At 45.4% G+C, this 21,051-nt stretch carries 22 protein-coding genes; 14 read left to right on the forward strand and 8 right to left on the reverse strand.

The annotated features are described in order from the left end of the window. Window positions 1–134: 134 nt before the first annotated feature. Both ACTTK6_RS10770 and ytvA read right to left on the reverse strand, forming a co-directional pair. Window positions 135–335, reverse strand: coding sequence for a cold-shock protein (locus tag ACTTK6_RS10770; protein ID WP_027847408.1), 201 nt, complete (start codon window positions 333–335; stop codon window positions 135–137). A gap of 185 nt (window positions 336–520) precedes the next feature. Next, window positions 521–1,312 carry a YtvA family blue-light photoreceptor gene (ytvA, locus tag ACTTK6_RS10775; RefSeq protein WP_462833434.1) on the reverse strand — a complete coding sequence of 264 codons (792 nt, stop codon included), beginning with the start codon at window positions 1,310–1,312 and terminating at the stop codon, window positions 521–523. Window positions 1,313–1,563: 251 nt separating this feature from the next. Between ytvA and ACTTK6_RS10780 the strand changes: the two genes are divergently transcribed. Further along, entirely contained in the window at window positions 1,564–1,983 is a 420-nt protein-coding gene (locus ACTTK6_RS10780) for an organic hydroperoxide resistance protein (RefSeq protein ID WP_079474281.1), read from the forward strand. Between the two features lie 79 nt (window positions 1,984–2,062). Here ACTTK6_RS10780 and ACTTK6_RS10785 read toward each other — a convergent pair whose 3' ends face one another. After that, window positions 2,063–2,287 carry a hypothetical protein gene (locus ACTTK6_RS10785; protein ID WP_079474282.1) on the reverse strand — a complete coding sequence of 75 codons (225 nt, stop codon included), beginning with the start codon at window positions 2,285–2,287 and terminating at the stop codon, window positions 2,063–2,065. Window positions 2,288–2,533: 246 nt separating this feature from the next. On the opposite strand from ACTTK6_RS10785, the gene ACTTK6_RS10790 reads away from it, so the two are divergent. From ACTTK6_RS10790 to ACTTK6_RS10810, 5 genes are all read left to right on the forward strand, one after another. Continuing rightward, on the forward strand, window positions 2,534–3,979 hold the full coding sequence (locus tag ACTTK6_RS10790; RefSeq protein ID WP_462833435.1) for a DEAD/DEAH box helicase: 1,446 nt from the start codon (window positions 2,534–2,536) through the stop codon (window positions 3,977–3,979). 137 nt (window positions 3,980–4,116) lie between these two features. Continuing rightward, entirely contained in the window at window positions 4,117–6,006 is a 1,890-nt protein-coding gene (locus tag ACTTK6_RS10795) for an ABC-F family ATP-binding cassette domain-containing protein (protein WP_462833436.1), read from the forward strand. Window positions 6,007–6,169: 163 nt separating this feature from the next. Then, window positions 6,170–6,523: a winged helix-turn-helix transcriptional regulator gene (locus ACTTK6_RS10800; protein WP_079474285.1), complete on the forward strand. Its 354-nt coding sequence runs from the start codon at window positions 6,170–6,172 to the stop codon at window positions 6,521–6,523. Continuing rightward, on the forward strand, window positions 6,523–7,077 hold the full coding sequence (locus ACTTK6_RS10805) for a 3-dehydroquinate synthase II domain-containing protein (protein ID WP_462833437.1): 555 nt from the start codon (window positions 6,523–6,525) through the stop codon (window positions 7,075–7,077). The genes ACTTK6_RS10800 and ACTTK6_RS10805 overlap by 1 nt, the downstream gene beginning before the upstream one ends. Window positions 7,078–7,270: 193 nt before the next feature. After that, window positions 7,271–9,151 carry a cation:proton antiporter gene (locus tag ACTTK6_RS10810; RefSeq protein WP_079474286.1) on the forward strand — a complete coding sequence of 627 codons (1,881 nt, stop codon included), beginning with the start codon at window positions 7,271–7,273 and terminating at the stop codon, window positions 9,149–9,151. A gap of 73 nt (window positions 9,152–9,224) precedes the next feature. On the opposite strand, the gene ACTTK6_RS10815 is transcribed toward ACTTK6_RS10810, so the two are convergent. Then, window positions 9,225–10,226 (reverse strand): NADP-dependent oxidoreductase, encoded by a 1,002-nt coding sequence (locus tag ACTTK6_RS10815; protein WP_079474287.1) that lies wholly within the window; start codon window positions 10,224–10,226, stop codon window positions 9,225–9,227. 22 nt (window positions 10,227–10,248) lie between these two features. Further along, window positions 10,249–10,764, reverse strand: coding sequence for a hypothetical protein (locus ACTTK6_RS10820; RefSeq protein ID WP_462833438.1), 516 nt, complete (start codon window positions 10,762–10,764; stop codon window positions 10,249–10,251). Between the two features lie 162 nt (window positions 10,765–10,926). Here ACTTK6_RS10820 and ACTTK6_RS10825 point away from each other — a divergent pair, with 162 nt between their 5' ends. From ACTTK6_RS10825 to ACTTK6_RS10835, 3 genes are all read left to right on the forward strand, one after another. Beyond that, complete coding sequence (locus tag ACTTK6_RS10825; protein WP_079474289.1) at window positions 10,927–11,247, forward strand: DUF2325 domain-containing protein; 321 nt, start codon at window positions 10,927–10,929, stop codon at window positions 11,245–11,247. Window positions 11,248–11,263: 16 nt separating this feature from the next. Continuing rightward, window positions 11,264–11,716 (forward strand): hypothetical protein, encoded by a 453-nt coding sequence (locus ACTTK6_RS10830; protein WP_462833439.1) that lies wholly within the window; start codon window positions 11,264–11,266, stop codon window positions 11,714–11,716. Window positions 11,717–11,821: 105 nt separating this feature from the next. Then, window positions 11,822–12,721, forward strand: coding sequence for a diacylglycerol/lipid kinase family protein (locus ACTTK6_RS10835; RefSeq protein ID WP_462833440.1), 900 nt, complete (start codon window positions 11,822–11,824; stop codon window positions 12,719–12,721). A gap of 29 nt (window positions 12,722–12,750) precedes the next feature. On the opposite strand, the gene ACTTK6_RS10840 is transcribed toward ACTTK6_RS10835, so the two are convergent. Beyond that, window positions 12,751–13,869 carry an oxidoreductase gene (locus tag ACTTK6_RS10840; RefSeq protein ID WP_462833441.1) on the reverse strand — a complete coding sequence of 373 codons (1,119 nt, stop codon included), beginning with the start codon at window positions 13,867–13,869 and terminating at the stop codon, window positions 12,751–12,753. A 219-nt stretch (window positions 13,870–14,088) separates the two neighbouring features. Here ACTTK6_RS10840 and ACTTK6_RS10845 point away from each other — a divergent pair, with 219 nt between their 5' ends. The 4 genes from ACTTK6_RS10845 to ACTTK6_RS10860 all read left to right on the forward strand — a co-directional run bounded on the left by ACTTK6_RS10845 (window position 14,089) and on the right by ACTTK6_RS10860 (window position 17,776). Next, on the forward strand, window positions 14,089–14,409 hold the full coding sequence (locus tag ACTTK6_RS10845; RefSeq protein WP_079474293.1) for a DUF3870 domain-containing protein: 321 nt from the start codon (window positions 14,089–14,091) through the stop codon (window positions 14,407–14,409). A gap of 98 nt (window positions 14,410–14,507) precedes the next feature. After that, entirely contained in the window at window positions 14,508–15,668 is a 1,161-nt protein-coding gene (locus ACTTK6_RS10850) for a DUF819 family protein (RefSeq protein WP_462833442.1), read from the forward strand. A 15-nt stretch (window positions 15,669–15,683) separates the two neighbouring features. Further along, complete coding sequence (locus ACTTK6_RS10855) at window positions 15,684–16,769, forward strand: dipeptide epimerase (RefSeq protein ID WP_462833443.1); 1,086 nt, start codon at window positions 15,684–15,686, stop codon at window positions 16,767–16,769. Next, window positions 16,766–17,776 carry a C40 family peptidase gene (locus ACTTK6_RS10860; RefSeq protein WP_079474296.1) on the forward strand — a complete coding sequence of 337 codons (1,011 nt, stop codon included), beginning with the start codon at window positions 16,766–16,768 and terminating at the stop codon, window positions 17,774–17,776. Before ACTTK6_RS10855 ends, ACTTK6_RS10860 begins: the two co-directional genes overlap by 4 nt. Before the next feature lie 27 nt (window positions 17,777–17,803). Here ACTTK6_RS10860 and ACTTK6_RS10865 read toward each other — a convergent pair whose 3' ends face one another. Beyond that, entirely contained in the window at window positions 17,804–17,986 is a 183-nt protein-coding gene (locus ACTTK6_RS10865) for an SE1832 family protein (RefSeq protein WP_079474297.1), read from the reverse strand. Between the two features lie 145 nt (window positions 17,987–18,131). Here ACTTK6_RS10865 and ACTTK6_RS10870 point away from each other — a divergent pair, with 145 nt between their 5' ends. Continuing rightward, window positions 18,132–18,956, forward strand: coding sequence for an ABC transporter ATP-binding protein (locus ACTTK6_RS10870; RefSeq protein ID WP_079474298.1), 825 nt, complete (start codon window positions 18,132–18,134; stop codon window positions 18,954–18,956). 59 nt (window positions 18,957–19,015) lie between these two features. Here the strand turns inward: ACTTK6_RS10870 and ACTTK6_RS10875 are convergent, their stop codons facing one another. Then, window positions 19,016–21,049: an iron ABC transporter permease gene (locus tag ACTTK6_RS10875; RefSeq protein WP_079474299.1), complete on the reverse strand. Its 2,034-nt coding sequence runs from the start codon at window positions 21,047–21,049 to the stop codon at window positions 19,016–19,018. Between the last annotated feature and the right edge of the window lie 2 nt (window positions 21,050–21,051).

Genomic DNA, 21,051 nt, shown 5'->3' on the forward strand with positions numbered 1-21,051 from the left:
CAAAATAGTAAATTCATTGTATCATGTCACCCAAATTATAGCAACAAACTTTAATATTTAATTATAAAAAGGGTAGTTTTTTTGAAAAGAAAAAGCTGCTCTCTAATTTAAGAGAGCAGCTGGATATGACTTAATTAGTTTTTAGTGACGTTTGCAGCTTGTGGGCCGCGGTCGCCTTCTACTATTTCGAATTCTACCGTTTGTCCTTCTTCTAAGGTTTTAAAGCCTTCTTCCTGGATAGCGGAGAAGTGAACGAAAACGTCGTCTGCGCCTTCGCGCTCGATGAAGCCAAAACCTTTTTCTGCGTTAAACCACTTAACTGTACCTTGTTCCATAAAAATAATCCTCCTGTGTGCCTTCTGGCACAAATGTTACTTATCTTGCAAACCGCGTATTACCAAGTTCAGAAGCTAAAACCCTAAGCTTGTTCAAACTAACGGATCAAAATAGTGATTTCATCATATCACGGGCTTGAAATAATATCAATACGTTTTCTGTACATATTTTATTACTCTCAATATCAATTGCTGCGCTGCTTGGAACGAACAGCATCTTTAACAGTACCAAAGGTCTGAAAAGCAGAGAAGTCGAAATCCATATCCTTGGATCTTACCGCAAGGCTTGGGGAAACACCGGTAACAATCAGCTCGGTTCCGAGTAGTTTTAAAAGGTCGTTTAAAGTAAAGATGCCTTTCATAATCCCATCATTCAACGTGGAAAGACCCGAAAGATCAACGATGAGCGTTTCTACTTTGGAATGATGTATAGCATCAGTGATGTTCGTAAAAATAATTTTCAGCCGCTGCTCGTCGACGTTACCGATCAGGGGCATGGCATAAACGCTGTCGATAATTGGAACAATAGGGGTAGATAACAGATTAATTTCATTAAAATATTCCAGCGCATCCTGTTCGGCATTCTTTTGTTTTGTAATATCCTTTTGAACCCCGATAAAATAGTATTTATCTTCTTCTGGTTCATATACTGGATCAATGTGAAGCTCGTTCCAAAACTTAGTGCCATCTTTACGGTAGTTAATGATCTCGAGTGAAATTGGTTCGTATAATTTCAATGATTCCCTCATACGTTCAATAGTATGAATGTCGCTTTCCGGCCCCTGCAGAAAACGGCAGTTGCTTCCGAGAACCTCCCCGGCGGAATAGCCGGTTAAATTGCAAAAACCACTGTTCGTATAAATGATTGGATTGTCTTCTATATCCGGGTCTGTAATAATAACTCCGACCCGGGTATGATCGACGGCTGTAAGCAGCAAAGAATTAGTAGGGGTTTTTAACGGGAATTCTCGGTTCATGAATTGGACCGCTCCTTTATTGTAGAATTATTTTGCAAAGCAAAAAGCGCTCCTGTCGGTTATTTTTACTTAATCTTCAATGATTTTATAATAGCACTTTCCGATGGGCAACTGACGTATTTACTATTTATTCTGAAGCGTGAAAAGTTAATTTCAGAAAACATTTAGAGGACTGCATGTTTAAAAATGGGCAGAAAAGTGTATAGTAATTATTGGAATCAACGTTATTAAGTTGAATGGAGGAATTATGTATGGCAGAAACAATATTTACCTCAAAAGCTACTGTAGAAGGTGGCCGTGAAGGTCACGTACGTTCTGACGATGGAATGATCGATGTGAATTTAGAACAGCCGGGCTCTGGTTCTTCTAAATCAGGTTCCAATCCGGAACAGCTCTTCGCCTCCGGCTATGCAGCCTGCTTTGATGGCATGCTGAACCTTCAGGCAAGCAAAAAAAATAAAGACGTTTCTTCTAAAACAACTGCAGCTGTAAGCCTTCAGAAGGACGAATCCGATGGCATGTTCCAGCTGGCTGCTGAACTTACAGTGGAAATCAGCGGTGTTTCGAAGGAAGAAGCGGACGAATTAGTGGATCTTGCCCACCAGTACTGCCCGTATTCCAAAGCCACGCGCAATAACATTGAAGTAAAAGTTCAATCTGAAGTAAAATAGAACGTAAAAGAGGGTCCGCAATAAAAAGCGGGCCCTCTTTATATGTATACCGCTGCTTTCAGAGAAAGCAGGGTGGAATTTAGCGCGAAAGGTTTTCTTTAAACTCGTCCATTGGAGAACGGAGTGTAATAATGCACTCTTTATGATAATACTCTTTAACACCCTGGACGAGCGCCTGCTCAGAATCACAATAATAAATTTGGCCCCGGCCTAAGTCCATCTGTTCGATATCCTCCAGTGTCCCCACCGTGACTTGCCTTCCAGAACGGTCAACAAAATATGCAAATCTATTCCTCACAGCCATTTGCCCGTCCTCCTCGCATAATTATAGGCGTAATTAAATGAAAATTTTGTAATTTAATTATATCGTCATTAATACAAACTGTTCAATGCAGTTTATGTTACGTTTTTATTACAATTAAAGGAGCAGTGTAAACGTATAGTTAATTCATAAGGAATATGAAAATCAGATAGATTTTTTTTCATGAATATGGTAATGTTAATTAGTTCATATGAAATGATCGAATAAGCATAAAAGGGGAATATATACTTGACTTTATTTTCAGAACTAAGATTGGAATCACCTATTCTTCAAGCTATTGAAGAAATGGGATTTGAAGAAGCAACACCAATACAATCGGAAGTTATTCCAAAAGCGAAGAACGGAACAGATATCATTGGCCAGGCACAGACTGGTACAGGCAAAACTGCTGCTTTCGGCATACCACTTCTTGAAGCAGCTGATAAAACAGCCAACGCTCCGCAGGGTATCGTACTTGCACCAACAAGAGAACTTGCTGTACAGGTTTCCGAAGAATTAAACCGCCTTGGAAAGCATAAACGTGTTACAGCAGTAGCCGTTTACGGAGGCCAGGACATTCAGCGCCAAATTAAAGCACTGAAAAGAAAACCGCAAATCATTGTAGCGACACCGGGTCGTTTAATGGATCATGTGCGGAGAAAAACGATCGACCTTGGAAAAATGAAGACAGTTGTTCTTGACGAAGCGGACGAGATGCTCAGCATGGGGTTTGTGGATGATATCGAAGAAATCCTAAAAGATATTCCGGAACCGAGGCAAATGCTTTTATTCTCAGCTACCATGCCTCCAAAGCTAAAGCATGTAGCAGATAAATTCATGACCAGCCCGGAACAGGTTCAAGTGAAAAACAAAAGTATGACTGTGGCTAAAATTGATCAGTATTACATTGAAGTGAGCGAACAGGAGAAGTTCGAAACCCTTTGTAATATGCTCGATTATACACCACCGGAGCTTGCGATTGTCTTCGGGCGTACTAAACGCCGTGTAGATGAATTGACAGAAGCTTTATCAAGACGTGGGTATGCGGCAGAAGGCATTCATGGAGATATGAAGCAGGCTCAAAGGGACAAAGTGCTGCAAAAATTCAAAAGGGGTACTATTGAGCTTCTCATAGCGACTGACGTAGCAGCCCGCGGTATTGACGTGAGCGGTGTTACACATGTGTACAACTTTGATCTTCCGCAGGATCCGGAAAGCTATGTGCACCGGATTGGCCGTACCGGCCGGGCAGGAAACGAAGGTGTAGCCTACAGCTTTGTGCCGTCGAGAGAGATGACTCATCTGCGTCTTATCGAAAAGACCGTACAGGCTAAGTTAAAAAAGGCTCCTAAGCCAACGAGAAATGATGCAGTTGAAGGGCGAGCCCAGCAGGCTGTAGAGAAACTGGTCGGATCGATGGAAGTGGACGATAACGAATATTGGGAACGCACGGCAGAAGAGCTTCTGAACGAATACGATGCGAAACAAATCGTAGCGGCAGCACTAAAAATGAATGTCCGTGAACTGAAAGAAGAGCCGGTTAAACTGACTTCAGAAGCACCTATTCGTAACAAAGGCCCTAAAGGCCAGGGCAAGCCTTCTTCGAAATATAAGCAAAAACGGTCTCAGGGCCACGGCTCCAATAAAAACAGCCGGCCGCCAAGAAACAAAAAGAAAAGAATGGATCTTTCCTAAAACTAATTTTTCGTATAAGCACTTTCCCTGATGGGAGGTGCTTTTTTGGTGGGCTGGCTTGAAAATAACTGTACGTTTTTCAGGACCCCCCGCAAATATGCTAAGATAGGAAAGGACGAGAAAGGAACGGTGAGAACATGAGTCTGCTTGTAGCGGAAAATCTATACCAGACAACCGGCACAAAGGTGCTTTTTGACCATATTTCATTTACTATTGAGCCCGGGGATCGCATCGGGCTGATTGGCGTTAACGGCACAGGAAAATCCTCGCTTCTGCGGGTGATTTCTGAAATTGATGCTTCAGAAAAAGGGAAACTTCAGCATTCTAAACAGCTGCGGATCGAGTATCTGCCTCAGGATCCGGAACTGCCGGAGGAAGAGAACCTGATTGATTACTTGTATGAGGGCTCCTCTGACATTATGAAGGCAGTAAAGGACTATGAAAAAGCCCAGGCCCGTCTGGAAGAGGAGCCCGAAAGCGAAGCCGCCCAGGAACAGTGGATGAAAGCCCAGCAGAAGATGGACCAGCTCGGTGCGTGGGAGGCAGGCACTGTAGCGCAGCAGGTGTTGAACAGGCTGGGGCTGACAGTCTACAATCAAAAAATTAACGAACTATCCGGCGGCCAGCGCAAAAGAGCCTCCATTGCCCGGGCGCTTATTCAGGACTGCGATATTCTTATTCTTGACGAGCCGACGAACCATCTCGATGATGAGTCCATTAACTGGCTGGAAAAATACTTGTCCAGCTACAACGGAGCGTTAATTTTAGTGACGCACGACCGTTACTTCTTAAATAGAGTGACTAACAAAATTTTCGAACTGGAAAGAGGCCGGCTGCATGAGTATGACGGCAACTATGAATTGTTTCTGGAAAAAAGAGCAGAGCGTGAAGCGAACGAAGCCCATGCCGAAGCAAAGCGACAGAACACATTAAAACGGGAGCTTGCCTGGCTTCAGAAGCAGCCTAAAGCGCGTGGCACAAAACAGAAAGCCCGGAAAGAGCGGGCAGAGGAGTTAAAACAGCAGGAAGGACCGCCGAAAAAAGAAGAAGTGCAGGTTCCGGTCGGTTCTGCAAGGCTTGGAAAGAAAGTCATTGAAGCGGAGGATTTGGAAAAATCCTACGGAGAAAAGAATATGTTTTCCAAGTTTAATTATATGTTCACTCCGGGTGAAAAAATAGGCATAGTTGGACCGAACGGCACTGGGAAAACGACGCTTTTAAATATTCTGGCCAACCGTACCGAACCTGATGCCGGAGATGTCGTGTATGGCCCGACCGTAAAGCTTGGCTACTATTCGCAGCAGCAGGAAGAATTGGATGAATCCAAGCGGGTGCTCGAATACATTCGTGATATAGCCGAGGTTATATACACTGTTAACGGAGAAAGTATCTCAGCTGAACAGATGCTCGAACGCTTTCTGTTTGAGCGGGAGGAGCAGTGGACGTATATTTCCCGTCTTTCCGGCGGCGAAAAGAAACGGGTGTACCTGCTCAGTATTTTAATGACCGAACCAAACGTTTTATTTATGGACGAGCCGACGAACGATCTGGACGTGCAGACTCTCAGTGTGCTTGAAGAATACCTTCAGCAGTTCCCGGGCGTAGTCGTAACTGTTTCCCACGATCGTTATTTTCTTGACCGGGTAGCAGAAAAACTGTTTGTGTTTGATGAGTCCTCCCAGGTTACTCTGTTTGAAGGCAATTATACGGAATTCATGAGTGCCGAAAAGGACAGCTCCCGGCCGGCGCTCAGTAAGGAAAAAAAGACGGAACCGGAAGCTATCAGCAATGCGGCTGGGGAAAAGAAAAAAATGTCCTATAAGGAAAAGCAGGAGTGGGACCAGATCGAGGAGCATATAGCCCGTCTTGAAGACGAGCTGGCGGAAGCAGAACAACAGATGGAAGAGAGCGGCAGTGACCTGGAAGCCATCGAAAAATGGTCTAACATCCAGAAAGAAACCAACGAAAAACTGGATCAGGCAATGACACGGTGGGCAGAGCTCTCAGAAATAGCAGAAAAACAGTAAAAGTACGGCAGTCTCTTAAAAGAGGCTGCTTTTTTTTGAGGAATAAAGCTCTTCACGTTTATATACCCGGCTTTAAGGCTATAATACCTACATATAATATATTTGCACATACTTATATTGGAATATATAGTAGTGCTTTTTTTTAGATTGAGGGAGTGAAATAATGACAATAGAAGAAAGAGAAAATATAAAAATTACGCTCGATAAAGTATGCGGGAAATGGAAAGCAGTTATTCTTATGGAGCTGGTTGGAAAAACCCTTCGTTTTAGTGAGATTAAACAGCAGCTGCAGCAGATTAATCATCAGACGCTAATCAAGCAGCTTAAAGAGCTGGAGCATGATGGGCTGGTATTACGTCATGCGTATGCGGTCGTCCCCCCGAAAGTAGAATATTCTCTGACAAGCTACGGCGCTTCCCTTGAATCACTTCTGCGGGAGCTGGAAAAGTGGGGGAGAGAGCACAAAGTAAAAATGGAGGAAGAGGGTAAAAAATCCACAGGGAGCAGCGGGTGCTGATGAGTATGATGGAAAATGATGTATGGAAGCTGGGCATCGTGGAGGCAATAGAGCCGATGGGGGAAGGTTCGCGTGTATGTATAGACGCAGCAGATGTTTTGTCCCCGGCTGAAGGCCTGCTTGTTGGAGATACAGGTCACGGGTATATTTATATATTATCGGAAAACCGTACGACCAGCACGTATCCAGCCCGGGTTTTCCGCATTAACGCCGGCGCTGTACACCAGTATATCTTTGAAGAAGGGGAAACGAGATATCTTGCAGAAGTGGAGAATGACGAGCCTGTAACCATATATGAAGGCCAAGCCTCGCGACAGGTGCCGGTTGGCAGAGTGAAGATAGAAAAACGTGACCTTGTAAGAGTAACAGTACGTGCGGGGGAGATGAGTCTGTCAGCTACTCTGCAATGGGCAGACAGTGTCTATTTAATGACAGATCAATACGAGCCAATGGCACTGAAGGACTGCCAGCTTGGAGACCGTATCTACTGTAGAATCGATGAGCCGGGGCGTCACCTTGGCCAGTCGATTCAAGAAGAAATAGAAGAAAAGTAATGAGAAAGCATGCTTTGTTTAAAAGCGTGCTTTTTTGTGAAAAAATATATACTTATAAACTACTTTGATTGAAACAATAGGGTTTAGTATAGTATCTTTTTATTTCAAGTGATTAAAAAACGAAAGGATTACGACTTACATACAAGAATAAACCCAAAGATAAAAAACGGGAGTGGAAAGAAGGGAAAATAGTATGCTGGACTCTCTATTGTTTCAATTAATGCTGATTGGCGCTGTTGGGATTGGTTCCCAGTGGGTTGCCTGGTTTTCAAGACTGCCGGCCATCGTGGTCATGTCGGTTGCCGGGCTTTTAATCGGCCCAATCTTCGGGGTTATTAACCCTTCCGAAGCGTTTGGCGATTTGTACGGACCGATCGTTTCGATTGCCGTAGCCATTATTTTATTTGAAGGAAGCCTGAATCTTGACTTCAGAGGGCTTCAGGGGCTTCAAAAGCCTGTCTACCGCATCATTACATTAGGGGCGTTTTTAGCCTGGATACTCGGTTCATTGACAGCTCACTTTGTAGCAGGGCTGTCATGGGAAGTTTCTTTTATCATTGGCGGGCTGCTGATTGTCACGGGTCCTACTGTTATTCTGCCGCTCCTGCGCCAGGCAAAGCTGAAACCGAGGCCGGCGAGAATACTTAAGTGGGAAGGGATTGTCGTCGATCCGTTTGGTGCTCTTCTGGCAGTATTTGCGTTTGAAATTATACGCACCTTCACCTCTGAAGAATCAGCCTTTGTTTCGCTCGTTAATTTCTTTATGGCTTCGTTGTTTGCAGTCTTTCTGGGGATTCTTTTCGGCAGAATAATCGGATGGACTTTTGAGCGGGGGCATGTGCCGGAATTTTTGAAATCTCCGGTAGTTCTCTCGATGGTGATCGCAAGCTTTGTTATTTCTGACGTGGTCATGCATGAGACAGGGCTGCTGGCTGTTACTGCGATGGGGATGACGCTGGCAAATCTTCATATCAGTTCTATCAGCGATATGCAGCACTTCAAAGAAAATATTTCCGTCCTGCTGATTTCGGGTATTTTTATTATGCTGACAGCGTCCCTTGACCGGGCCACGCTGATGCAGATTTTCGATCCGCAGATCATCGCTTATGTGCTTTTGATGTTGTTCTTAGTACGTCCGCTTTCAATATGGCTTTCCACCATAGGTACTGACTTAACATTTGGCGAAAAAGCCCTGGTGGGGTGGATTGCTCCGCGGGGAATCGTGGCTTTAACAGTGGCCGGATATTTTGCGAACGTTCTTGAAGAATACAACTATGCCGGGGCTTCGATTATTACCCCGCTCACATTTGCGCTGGTATTTGCCACCGTATGCTTCCACGGCTTCACCATTGGGCCGCTTGCCAGAAAATTAAACCTTTCAAAGGAAGGGCTTCCGGGGGTTTTATTCGTCGGGGGGAGTTCTTTTAGCACCAGCCTTGCGCAGAAGCTGAAAGAAATGAACGTTCCGGTATTGATTGCCGACTCTTCGTTTGAGCATTTGTTTAACGCCCGTAAAGCGGGAATTGCGTATTACCGGGGAGAAATCCTTTCAGAGCAGTCAGAGTACTCGCTGGACATGACACCCTACAATAAAATTATTGCAGCCACTGACCGGGATTCTTACAATTCGCTTGTTTGTACAACCTTTGTGCCTGAATTTGGAAGAAAGGATCTGTTTCAGCTCAGCTGGCATCAATCTGACCGGAATGAACCTGATGAACTGATGAGAAAAGTCGGCGGCCGGGTCCTGTTTGAAAAAGGCGCCACATTTGAAGAACTGAACTGGAAAGTGGATGCGGGTTATGTATTTAAATTAACTACTTTAACGAAAGAATATCCATATCAGTCTTATTTAAATGACCGCGCAGAGGACGTCGTGCTGATCGGCATCCAAAAACCGACCGGGCGCCTGGAATTCTTTACTCTTGATAATGCGATAAAGCCTGAATCTGGAGATAAAATTCTCAGCCTGAGTCCGCCGAGCAACCAGGAAGTAAAAAAGAAAGAGGAATTAAAGGAGCAGTCAAGAGAAAAACAGACTGCACCGAAACCTTCGGGGCCGTCCTTAAATTAATGAAAATATAAATAAGCCGCCTGCCCATAAACTGGGCAGGCGGCTTTTTACATGGCGCAGCGGAATTCTAAGGTTATTGGGAAACATCCACGAGTAATTTACCTGTGTTTCGTCCGGTAAACAAACCAATAAATGCTTCTGGAATGCGGTCGAAGCCGGTAAGAATAGTTTCTTCATACTGCAGGTCACCAGAAGCGACCCAGGCTGCAAGCTGCTTCGTGGCTTCTTCAAATTCGTCGGCATAATCGCCTACGATGAACCCTTTCATCAGGGCACTCGACTTAATGAGCTTAAACTGAACCCTTGGGCCATAATTGTCCGGATCGTTATAAGTGGAAATTGCTCCGCACTGCACTACGCGGGCGAATTTGTTTAAATGATCGAGCACAATATCGCTCATTTCGCCTCCGACGTTATCAAAATATACGTCTACTTTGTCCGGGCAGGTCCGCTCAATAGCCTTTGTTATATCCTCTGTTTTATAGTTGATTACTTCGTCAAAGCCAATGCTTTTCATATAATCCAGTTTTTCATCGGTGCCGGCGATGCCGACAACGCGAGCTCCCTGCATTTTAGCAATCTGCCCCGCAAGTGATCCGACGGCACCAGCACCGCCTGAGATGACGAATGTCTCGCCCTGTTTAGGCTGGCCAATGCTGAGGGTGCCGAAATAGGCGGTGAGGCCAGGCATGCCCACAGCGCTTAGATAAGCAGAAACCGGAGCTGCTTCCGCCTGTACCTTGCGCACTTCTGAAGCGTTAACGTTAACGTATTCCTGCCACGGTAAGTTCCCGGTTACATAGTCGCCTTCACTTAAAGAGCTGTCGCGGCTTTCAAGTACCCTGGCTATGCCGCCTCCAGCAATTGGTTTATGCAGAGGGAAAGGCGGCACGTAAGATTCACGGTCATCCATCCTTCCTCTCATATATGGGTCCACGGAGATATAGATCATTTGCAGAAGAGCTTCTCCCTCTGCCGGGGCCTCTATTTCCGTGTGATTAAATGCAAAAGTATTTTTATCGGGAAGGCCCTTTGGTCTTTCGTTTAAAAGTATCTGTCTCGTTTTCGTTGCCATAGTATATGCGGCTTCCTTTCGTTTATGAAAAATTTGTCCAATAAGAAAAAAGTGGTCCGTCTGAGCCGAAAACAGGATCATAATCGGGCAGAGGTACTTGATAAATATTATCTACCTTTTCCGGGCGCTCGGAAGGATCCCCGGTACACATATCATAATCCGAACCATTTGGATAAGCACCGATAACTGCAAAGTCTTCACTCTGCTCAATAAGCTTATGGCCATATCCAGCCGGAAGAATCAATATGTCGCCATTTTTTATATTAAGCTGGCTGCCCTGTTCGCCACCAATGTGCAAAAGAGCCGATCCGCTTACGCATCCAAGCACCTCATGTGAATTACTGTGATAATGATGGTATTTAAATACACTTCCTTTCCAAGCACCCAGCCAGTTGTTTGTATTAAAAAGTGCTTTAACATCATCAGAGCCGGTTGTCGTCTGCTTATAAATGAGCACCGGAAAACTAGGATGATTAGGTATTTTACCGTCATCTTTTACGGTAAGTGTTTCTATATGAACTTCATCAGGACTTTTCATATGATACCTCCCTTTATGACTGACTGGCGGCATACTTTCAATTGTATTCCACATACAGGCAGAATAAAAACTTCCGGCTTAAGAATAAACGTTGACATTGAGAATCGTTTTCAATAAACTATACTTAACAAATGAGAATTATTTTCAAATAGGAGGATAAACATGGACGGATTGATGATCATTGGAGCAGACAGACTGGGGGCCATTCCCGACCGCTTAAAAGAATTAGGCTTTCAGGACATCAAACATGTCAGCGGACGCAAAGTAAAAATGGTACAAAAAGAAATTCCGCCAAATATTGATTTGGTGCTTGTGCTGACTGATTTCATCAATCATAACGTTTCGGCTAAATTAAAGGAACGCGCCAAAAATCAAAACGTTCCAATCTGTTACGCGAAACGGTCCTGGTGTTCTATTTATAAAGCATTAAGTAACAGTAATGAAGTATGTGCGAAATGTCCGATGCTTCAAAAATGTGATTAATTAAGGAGAGATATAAATGAAAAACCAGTATCATGCAAAAAGAATAGCACCCGGGATAAATGATTTATTTGTTTCTATTATTCAGAATGTAATGAAAGAATTAACAGGAACAAACATCGAAAGCCAATTGGACGTAGTAAAATGTGTAAAAAAGCATTGGAAAAAGGTCGGTATATCTTCTCCGGAGCAGGAGTCGCAAAAGGTAGTGCTGTATGCGGCCCTGATGGATGAGAGCCTGAAGGCATACCGAAACATAAAAAACCTGCGGGGGGCCCGTTTTATTTCCCTTGAAAAGGGCGGGGCCTGGTTCACTGGAAATGGCCCGAAAGAAGTTTACGTTTTGACATATACGGAGAGCACAAGCATGAAATCAGTGTGGAGACATCAGCTGTGCCCGCCTGACACGGAGCGTATGTACTGGTCTAATCTATATGCCGGCACCAAACGAATGATGCTGCACCGCAAATAAAAAGCATCTCCCTTGTTTTCACCCCCCTGGAAATGGGAATATACGGTTAGCGTCTTCTATGCATTAAAGAAGCCGTTTATTTGACAGGATAGGGGAGACGTTCATATGTATCAAAAAGCTTTACTTATTATTAACGGAAACAAAGACGTTAATGAAAAACAAAAGCAGTTAAATACATTTATCCAGGTATGGGGAACTTCTATTGTGGAGCTTGTCATTAGACAGACACAGTCCAAAGACGATTTACGTGAAACGTGTGCTTCGATTGATGAGCATGTGGAAGCAATTTTCATTGCCGGCGGGGACGGCACCGTTCATGAAAGCATCAATGGGCTCATGGAATCGCCGTACACACCTGATGTGGGAGTACTTCCGTATGGGACAAGCAACGACTTTTCAAGGTCTCTCGGCCTGGCGCAGAATCCTAAACGAGCTATGACGGACATGCTTGAAAAAAATACGAAAGAAATTGATATAGGTTCAATGAATGACCGCTTCTTCGCCAATTTTTATGGAATAGGGCTGATCGTGGAGACCTCAGAAAATGTGGACGAAAATTTAAAGGGCGCGATCGGAAAATTAAGCTATTTTATCAGCACACTGCAGACCGTCCAGAACCCGGATGTCTTTTCCTATCAGATGAAAATTGACGGAAAAAACTATGCCGGGGAAGCGGTAATGATTCTAATCATGAACGGTCATTCCATCGGTACCAATCAAGTGCCAGTTGGCGATACTTCGATGCAGGATGAACAATTTGAAATTTTCATCATCCCAGAAGGAGGCAATACCCTGGTAAGAGAATTCTTTGCCACGATGGGGACTAAAGAAATTGATAACGAAAACAGTCCTATTGAGCATGTGCTCGGTAAAAATATAGATCTTACTACAGATCCGGTGCAGCAGGCCGATACAGATGGGGAAGTTTATACCGAAACGCCTGTAAAAATTAAACTAGGGGAGAAAAAAGTACGGTTCCTTGTATCCGTTGCCCCTGCAGAATAAGGAGAGGCCATGCCGGCCTCTCCTTGTTTTTATTCTTTAAGAATATTTTGTTCCAGCTCTGCGTCTTTCACATTAGCAAGCGGCTGCATGATAAGAGAAGAATCAAAGTGATTCAAAGCCTGGCCGTGCAGAATGAGGTGCGGGGCGTCCGGGTTGGCAAGAGCAGTTCTGGCAAGAGAAATCAAATCGGCGGCGCCATCGTTAATGATACGGGAGGATCTATCCGGCTCTCCAAGATTGCCATTGGCAATGATAGAAAGGCCGCTGTATTTTTTAGCTGCCTGGGCCATGCTTAAGGTTTCGTTCCCAAAGCCTTCGCCGAGGCCATCGCCATCCGTAGTGTGAATATAATCCAGTGGAGTATTTCCAAGCCTGGAAAAAATAACGGAAGCATCTGCTTCTCCGGCCGGCCAGCGATACGAGCTGTCTGTAACTTTTGCCTGGGAAATGCGGATGCCGAGAATAGGGACTGGGCCAATAGCACCGCGGACAGCTTCGATTACCTCCGTAAGAAAGCGGACCCGGTTTTCCACGGAACCTCCGTATTGATCGGTACGTTTATTAGTGGATTCAGATAAAAACTGGTCAAGCAGATAACCATTTGCCCCGTGAATCTCTACGCCATCGAATCCCGCTTCAACCGCGCGGAGAGCTGCCTGGACAAATCCTTGTTTAGCGGTTTCCATATCGTTTTCATCCATGGTTTTCGGTACCGGAAAAGGCCCTTGGCCTCCGTAAAAAGATACTTTTTCAGCTGGCGGCTGTACGGCAGAGGCGGAAGCTGTTTCACTGGTATATTGATTATACTGCGATTGGGACCCTGCATGCATGAGCTGGGCGATTATTTTGCTTCCGTGCTCTTTAACCGCCTTTGTAATCGGCTGCCAGCCTTGCTGGTGATTTTTGTTGGCAAGACCGGGCTGATTAGCATACCCCTGACTGTACACTTCGTCAGTATAAATACCCTCTGAAATAACAGCGGCAAAGCCGCCGAGAGCGTAGCGTTCATAGTATCGGCGCATCCGGTCATTTGGCGTGCCGTTATCATCTGCACTGATTCGCGTCATCGGAGCGACGGTCATTTTATTTTTAAAAATATGGTTACTCACATGCTGTTGGTTAAACAAGGTTTTTTCTGCTTGTGTCATATTGCTCCTCCTAAGCTTTTGTAGGTCTCTCTTTCACGTCATTCCCTTTTTCAGCATTGGAAAACTGAAGGAATTCTTAAAAAGCGGAACATAAATAAAAATAAGAATTGCGTAATCTGGAAAAGTGCGATATCATAATTTTCAAACATATTACTCCTCTGGTAAAAGGAACCTTTACCCAAAGCGTTCTTCTTTTAGCAATCAGGAGGTGAATGACATTTGTACAACGAGAATACTATTTACATTGTAGGAGAGGCTAAATCTCCTTCAAACAATCCGATTACTGAACAGTACCAGGTATTTTTTATCGGCTTTGTAGTGGATACTTTGACAAACGAGATACTGGAGGCAGAATGCTCTGCTATTCTTTCTTTAACCGCCCGCTTCGTGAAAGAAATATTCACAGGGGCTTCAATTCAGGAAAGTGAGCGTCTTGTAGAAATTATCCAAAAACGTTACCATGGTTCGTCCCAGAAAGCGATGGTGGTAGCTCTGCGAAACGCCAGTTTAAAGTACAAGCAAATAAAGGCTGACATGTAAGCCATGCTGCTTTATCTTACCGGATAAAACCCAGCAAAGAGATTTTTTCTCTTTGCTGGGTTTATTTATATTCAACAATTCAAAGGAGGTTATTCCACATGATAGAAAGCGGTGCTCTTTACATTAGTGTTTTAGTTGCTACGGTGGCACTTCTCGTAGGTGCTGAAAAAGTAACAAAAAGTAAATTTTTCAAGTATGTACCGACGGTCGTGCTCATTTACATCGTTGCGGCTTTGTTAAACACCTTTGGAGTCTTCAGCGGATCCGAAGCTCTTGGTGAATTAAACTCAGGTATACGTTCTTTACTGCTGCCGGCAATGATATTCTTGTTTTTATTGAACTGTAATATTCTACAGATTATCAAGCTTGGCCCGAAAATGCTGCTAAGCTACGTTGTAGCTGTGATTAGTATTATCGGCGGTTTTACGGTTACATATTATATTATGCAAGGATTTTTAGATACACAAACGTGGAAAGCTTTTGCTGCCCTGGCTGGTTCATGGACAGGAGGCTCAGCAAATCTTGTAGCACTGCAGGGCATTCTTGAAGTGCCTGAGAATTTATTCGGCTATGCTTTAATTATGGATACAGTAAACTACTCGTTTTGGGTAATGCTGCTATTTTGGCTTGTTCCTTTCCAATTCGCGTTCAATCGATTTACAAAAGCGAAAACAGAAAGCATTGACCAGATGCACTACAATTTGTCCCTGGAGGAAAAGGAAACAAAACCCCTAACATATGTAGAAATTATTGTCTGTTTAGGGTTCTCCATGCTGGTGGCCTCGCTTGCCATTGCAGTAGGAAATACGCTGCCGGAAGCTGGGAACGCAGTGAATGCAACCACATGGACGATATTAATTGTTACTGTGCTGGGATTGGGTCTTGCTGTAACGCCGGTCGCCAGGTTAACGGGAACGATGGATATAGGCTACTTGATGCTTTATACAATTATCGCTCTAATTGCTTCTAACGCAGATTTTTCAAATATTGCCGAGGTTCCAGCGTATATTATTTCCGGCTTTATGATCTTATTTTTTCACGGTGCTATTATGCTGCTTCTGGCAAAGCTGTTCCGGCTCGATCTATTCACTCTCGGCATCGCCAGCCTGGCCAATATTGGCGGTATGGCCTCTGCTCCAGTACTCGCAGGAGCCTTCAGCCGTACTCTAGTTCCGGTAGGAGTAATGATGGCATTAATAGGCTCATTTATGGGCACCGTCGTTGGCGTTACGGTGGCGGAAATCTTATCAAGAATTTAAGAGGCGGGATGTTGAATGGAAATATCTTATCTTGAAACGAAAAGGAAAAAGATTCCCTTGAATCGGCCGTTTGTTACTTCCGTAAGGACGGTTACAAGCATTGAAAATGTTGAAGTGAGCGTAATGCTGGAAGACGGCACTGCAGGGAGAGGAGCAGCTGCACCGGCTCTTGCAGTAACGGGAGAATCTCCATCAAGTATCGAAGCAGTTATCAAAGGTCCGGCTGCGGAAGCGCTAGCAGGAGCACCAAGCGGAGCTTTGCAGGAAAATGTGCGTAAACTTAAGGAGAGCTGTTATGGGAACTTCAGTGCAAAAGCGGCAGTAGAAATGGCTCTCATAAACGCGTTTACAAAGCAGCGCCGCTGCAGTCTCCTGGAGTGGCTGGGAGGAGAGCCCTCTGTACTGGAAAATGATATGACGATTAGCATGGAAGAACCGGAACGAATGAAAAACACGGCGGAGCAGTATATTAACGAAGGATTCCGCTATCTGAAAATGAAGGTTGGAGATGATGTCAGAAAAGACTATCAAAGAATTTTGGCTATCGCGGAAGTGCTTCCGCCAGGCGTCATGCTCAGGATCGATGCCAACCAGGGATGGACGCCTAAAGAAGCGATTGCATTTATTCAACAGCTTGAAAAAGAAAGGATTCCGGTACAGTTTATAGAACAACCCGTCGCAGCAGGGGACTGGGAGGGATTAAAAAAAGTTACAGAATCCACCGGAACACCCATCATGGCGGACGAAAGCTGTAAAACATATACAGACGCCCGCAGGCTCGTTGAGCAACGTGCCTGCGATATGATCAATATTAAACTTATGAAATGCGGTGGACTGCTGGAGGCATGGAAGATTGCTGATGTGGCAGAAGCGGCTGGTATACCGTGCATGATGGGCAGCATGATGGAATCCACGATAAGCGCCTCGCCGGCAGCTGAACTAGCGCTTGCTCATCCGAACATTAAAATGATCGATCTGGATGCTCCAAATTGGCTTCAGGAAAATAATGCCACTACTATTTCTTTTGAAGGGCACCAGATAAAACCTCTGAAACATGCACAGAGTAGTTCTGTTACTTTTAAGGAGGAGGAATCGCGATGAAAAAATGTCACTGGACTTCAGCAATCATGATCGCAGTCATAGGAACAGCAATAACAGCTGGACCGGTAAAAGCAGCAGAAGTAGAAGTGAACGAAACAGCTTATACAGATGTGAGTGCAATGACGATGTGGACGGAGCCGAATATTCTCCGGGAAATGGACCTCCCCTCAGCCTCCAATCCGGCCAGTCTGAATGAATGGACATCGGCTATGAATGTAGATGACAAGCTCTGGCTTGTTGGTAATCTGGAAAGCCAGGCGCTGTTTGGTTCAAAGGTCCATGTTCTAGAAAAAAAGAAAGGATGGGTAAAAGTTGCAGCGGAAGGCCAGGGAACACCAAGAAATGAATTGGGTTACCCCGGCTGGGTCCCGGAAGAACAAATAGTCGAAAGCAATCGGCTCGAAAAATTAGAAAATGAACCATTTGCGCTAATCACTTCTCCCACCGCAGAGTTAACTTATGATAAAAAAGGCAGAAAAGATTATAAAGAATTGAGCTATAATACCCGATTGCCGGTGGTGAAAGAGCAACAAGAAGAAGTACTGGTAGCTACTCCTTCAGACGGGAATAAGTGGATCGATGCATCAGATATCGAAATATATAACAACGAAAATGACATCCCCGAGCCTGAAGCAAAGAATGTTATTGCAGATGGAAAACAGTTTCTTGGACTCCCGTACTTATGGGCAGGGATGTCGGGATTTGGATTTGACTGCTCAGGATTCACGCACACTATTTTTGCCGCTAATGGTATTGAGATTCCAAGAGATTCCAGCGTGCAGGCAAAGCACGGAGTGCCGGTCGCAAAAGAAGACCTAAAGCCGGGAGATCTTTTGTTTTTTGCTTATGATAATGGGGAGGGGCGGGTGCACCACGTCAGTATGTATATCGGCGGCGGTGACATGATTCATTCGCCAAACTCCCGGAGCGCGGTGGAAATCGTCAGTCTGGAGGATTCCGGATATGCAGATGAATATGCCGGGGCGAGGAGATATTTAGAAGAGTAGCAGAAAAGCGGGCCTATCACGGCCCGCTTATTTATTGTATTCCCGTATTTGTGTATTGATTTCGTGCATTTCTTTCTCAAGAATGTCCAGTTCGCGCATAATGCCATCTGTGTTGCCGCCGAAGGATTCGAGCTTTTCCAGATCCCCCTGTATACGTACATAATCTGATTTTAGCATGTCCAGCCGGTGATCGAGTTCGCGAAGAGTCATAGCCGCATCCGCCTCCATAATAAATTTATACATCTGTTTGCTATTTTAACGTAAAATCGTTATAATTTTAAATGAAAATCATTATCAATATTAATGGACGGTTCAGAATAAATCAAGATTGTAGAAAAGAAAGGGGCTTGCGACAGTGGCAAGACTTCAAGCAGAGCAAATAGATGTGTCTTATGAAAATAAACAAGTCCTGAAAAATATCAGTGTCGACATACCGGAAGGAAAGATCACGTCTATTATCGGTCCGAATGGGTGCGGAAAATCCACGATCCTGAAATCGCTCTCCCGCATCCTGACCCCGGAAGAAGGCGGCGTTTACTTAGATGGCAAATCTATTCATGAAATGAAAACTAAAGAAGTTGCTAAAAATATGGCTATGCTCGCCCAGACTCCAGACATACCGCTTACGTTAACAGTGGAACAGCTGGTTTCATTCGGCCGGCATCCGCACCGCAAGCGCACCCGGAAATTGACTGCGGAGGATCATGCCTCTATTCAAAGCGCGATGAATGACACTGGAGTTTTAGAATTTGCGGATCGTACGCTGGACTCCCTGTCAGGCGGCCAGCGCCAGCGGGCCTGGATTGCAATGGCACTTGCCCAGGACACGGACCTGCTGCTTCTGGATGAGCCGACCACCTATCTCGATATGGCTCACCAGCTTGAAGTGCTTGAGCTGCTTCAGCAATTAAACGAGAAAGAAAGCCGGACGATTGTAATGGTGCTTCATGACTTAAACCATGCTGCCCGCTTTTCTGATCATTTAATTGCTATGTGCAGCGGAGAAGTCCAGTGCATCGGCTGCCCAAGTGACGTCATTTGTAAAAACGTGCTCCGGCAGGTATTTGGCATTGACGCCCATGTCGTAACCGACCCAAAGAGTGGAAAACCGCTTTGCATGACGTATGATTTAATCGACCGCACGCCTGCTTCCGCGACGGAAATATCACAGACCAATTAAAGCAGGTAAAGCCAGGAGTCCCGCCCACAGCGCGGAAGCTCCTGGCTTTTTTTGTTCAATTATTTTGTCCTGGAGCTTTTATGCATCAGCCACAAGAAGAATGGTGTGCCGATCAAAGCAGCTACAAGCCCGGAGGGGATTTCGTCAGGAGCGAGTACTGTCCGGCCCACTGTATCGGAAAATACGAGAAGTGAGCCGCCAATAAACAGCGCTACGGGAAAAATACGCATATAATCCTGGCCAACAAGCATGCGTGCTAAATGGGGTGCGACAAGCCCGATGAAGCCGATCGTGCCAACAGCGGCTACTGCCATTGCCGCACAGAAGGTAGCAAGCAGTACGGCGGCCCAGCGTGCAAAGGTTAAACGTTCTCCGAGAGCGATCGCTGTCTGATCTCCGAGTGCAAGCACATTTAATGAAGGAGCCAAATACCAGACAAGCGGTATACTTATGGCAAGCGGAAGCAGCAGAAACTGCTGGAGCTCTTCATAGCCGGTCGCATACGTACTGCCGGAAAGCCACGTTAAAGCTGCGGCGGCGTTTAAATTAAAACGGGTAATCATAATTTGTGACAGGGCGCCACCCACAGCTGACAGAGCGATACCGAGCAGAGCAAGTACAGCGGGGTGAAATTTAGTTTTCCAGGAGAAAAATAAGATCACGCCTACCGCTGCAAAAGCCCCGGCTATGGCACCGAGTGGAATAAAGGCAGCAGGAATGTCCCTGAAAAGAAAAAGTACAAACAGCGCCCCAGCACCTGCACCTGAAGTGACTCCGAGCACTGAAGGGTCTGCGAGGGGATTGCGCAGAATACCTTGATACAGCATGCCGCTTAGCGCCAGCAGCATGCCGGCAGCAAGCGCCGTTAACAGCCGTCCGAGTCTTAAATCGAATATAATAAACCGCTGGCCGCTGCTCTCTTCTGAAAATAGGGCCTTCCACGTGTCAACGAAACTAAACCCTGTGGACCCACCGGCCAGTCCCGCAAAAAAGACGAGAGCAGTAAACATAACAGCACATGCTAAAACAACAGGATATTTCAGCCCCCGGCTTTGACGCCCCCCGCCAATAGCACTCTGTTGTTCTGTACCGAAAAACGAGCCCCGGTGCTTTAAAATGAGCCATACGAGGAACGGAGCGCCGATTATTGATGTAACTGCGCCGACGGGAAGCTCACTGAGAGAAGGATCCACAGCCCGGCCCAGCACGTCCGCTCCTATTAGAAGCACAGCCCCCCAGAGCATAGAGCCAAACAATAAAGTTGAATGCAGCTGGTAGCCCATTAAACGTGTTAAATGAGGCGCCACGAGGCCAATAAAACCGATAGGACCGACAACACTTACGACAATAGCTGTAAGGCCTACGGCAAGGAAAAACATACATGCTTGAGTTACCCTTACATTCTCTCCGAGCGTGGCCGCCTGGTTTCTGCCAAGCAGCAGAATATCGAGGCGGGGAGCGAAAAAGAACGCAAGAAATAAAAGTAAGAGCAGTACTGGAAATACAAAGCGGACGCCGCTCCAGTCCTGCTGTACAAGAGTGCCGTTACCCCATAAAAACAAGCCGGCGGTCTGAACTTCAAAAAATATCTGCAGAACCGCGGTAAAGGAGGAAAAGGCGATAGACAAAACGAGACCGGCCAGCGCCATTCGTACGGGCGTAGCTTCGAGCCCCCCAGCCATCGTAAAGACCATCAAAGCAGCCAGACAGCCTCCTGCAAATGCGGCGAGAAAGCCGCTCAAGCCGAGCCAGTCGGGCAGTATCGTGGCGAAAGCTACAATAAAGAAATAGGCACCAGCATGAACACCAAGTGTACTCGGAGCGGCCAACGGGTTCTTCGTGATCGTTTGAAAAATAACGCCTGACGCAGCCAGAGCTATCCCTGAGAGGATACCGATGACAATCCTCGGTAAATAGACCGTCCGAAAAATGCTGCTCTCTGTAGAATCGGTGTGCCGCAAAAGTTCCCACCAGGCCAGTATTGAAAAATTACCCGTGCTTTGTGCAAGATGCAGGTATATCAGCATTAAGAGAAGAGCTGCTCCGCCACTATATAGCAGAACAGCTCTTGAAGCGAACATCGATGAATTCATAA

It is taken from the genome of Marinococcus salis, from assembly GCF_054971365.1.

What these genes read in the sequence shown, in the direction of transcription:
- ACTTK6_RS10855 (WP_462833443.1), top strand. Translation starts at nt 15,684, where the DNA reads ATGGAAATATCTTATCTTGAAACGAAAAGGAAAAAGATTCCCTTGAAT.
- ACTTK6_RS10820 (WP_462833438.1), bottom strand. Translation starts at nt 10,764, where the DNA reads ATGAAAAGTCCTGATGAAGTTCATATAGAAACACTTACCGTAAAAGAT.
- ACTTK6_RS10860 (WP_079474296.1), top strand. Translation starts at nt 16,766, where the DNA reads ATGAAAAAATGTCACTGGACTTCAGCAATCATGATCGCAGTCATAGGA.
- ACTTK6_RS10825 (WP_079474289.1), top strand. Translation starts at nt 10,927, where the DNA reads ATGGACGGATTGATGATCATTGGAGCAGACAGACTGGGGGCCATTCCC.
- ACTTK6_RS10830 (WP_462833439.1), top strand. Translation starts at nt 11,264, where the DNA reads ATGAAAAACCAGTATCATGCAAAAAGAATAGCACCCGGGATAAATGAT.
- ACTTK6_RS10875 (WP_079474299.1), bottom strand. Translation starts at nt 21,049, where the DNA reads ATGAATTCATCGATGTTCGCTTCAAGAGCTGTTCTGCTATATAGTGGC.
- ACTTK6_RS10865 (WP_079474297.1), bottom strand. Translation starts at nt 17,986, where the DNA reads ATGACTCTTCGCGAACTCGATCACCGGCTGGACATGCTAAAATCAGAT.
- ACTTK6_RS10800 (WP_079474285.1), top strand. Translation starts at nt 6,170, where the DNA reads ATGACAATAGAAGAAAGAGAAAATATAAAAATTACGCTCGATAAAGTA.
- ACTTK6_RS10780 (WP_079474281.1), top strand. Translation starts at nt 1,564, where the DNA reads ATGGCAGAAACAATATTTACCTCAAAAGCTACTGTAGAAGGTGGCCGT.
- ACTTK6_RS10840 (WP_462833441.1), bottom strand. Translation starts at nt 13,869, where the DNA reads ATGACACAAGCAGAAAAAACCTTGTTTAACCAACAGCATGTGAGTAAC.
- ACTTK6_RS10785 (WP_079474282.1), bottom strand. Translation starts at nt 2,287, where the DNA reads ATGGCTGTGAGGAATAGATTTGCATATTTTGTTGACCGTTCTGGAAGG.
- ACTTK6_RS10850 (WP_462833442.1), top strand. Translation starts at nt 14,508, where the DNA reads ATGATAGAAAGCGGTGCTCTTTACATTAGTGTTTTAGTTGCTACGGTG.
- ytvA (WP_462833434.1), bottom strand. Translation starts at nt 1,312, where the DNA reads ATGAACCGAGAATTCCCGTTAAAAACCCCTACTAATTCTTTGCTGCTT.
- ACTTK6_RS10810 (WP_079474286.1), top strand. Translation starts at nt 7,271, where the DNA reads ATGCTGGACTCTCTATTGTTTCAATTAATGCTGATTGGCGCTGTTGGG.
- ACTTK6_RS10805 (WP_462833437.1), top strand. Translation starts at nt 6,523, where the DNA reads ATGAGTATGATGGAAAATGATGTATGGAAGCTGGGCATCGTGGAGGCA.
- ACTTK6_RS10835 (WP_462833440.1), top strand. Translation starts at nt 11,822, where the DNA reads ATGTATCAAAAAGCTTTACTTATTATTAACGGAAACAAAGACGTTAAT.
- ACTTK6_RS10770 (WP_027847408.1), bottom strand. Translation starts at nt 335, where the DNA reads ATGGAACAAGGTACAGTTAAGTGGTTTAACGCAGAAAAAGGTTTTGGC.
- ACTTK6_RS10795 (WP_462833436.1), top strand. Translation starts at nt 4,117, where the DNA reads ATGAGTCTGCTTGTAGCGGAAAATCTATACCAGACAACCGGCACAAAG.
- ACTTK6_RS10815 (WP_079474287.1), bottom strand. Translation starts at nt 10,226, where the DNA reads ATGGCAACGAAAACGAGACAGATACTTTTAAACGAAAGACCAAAGGGC.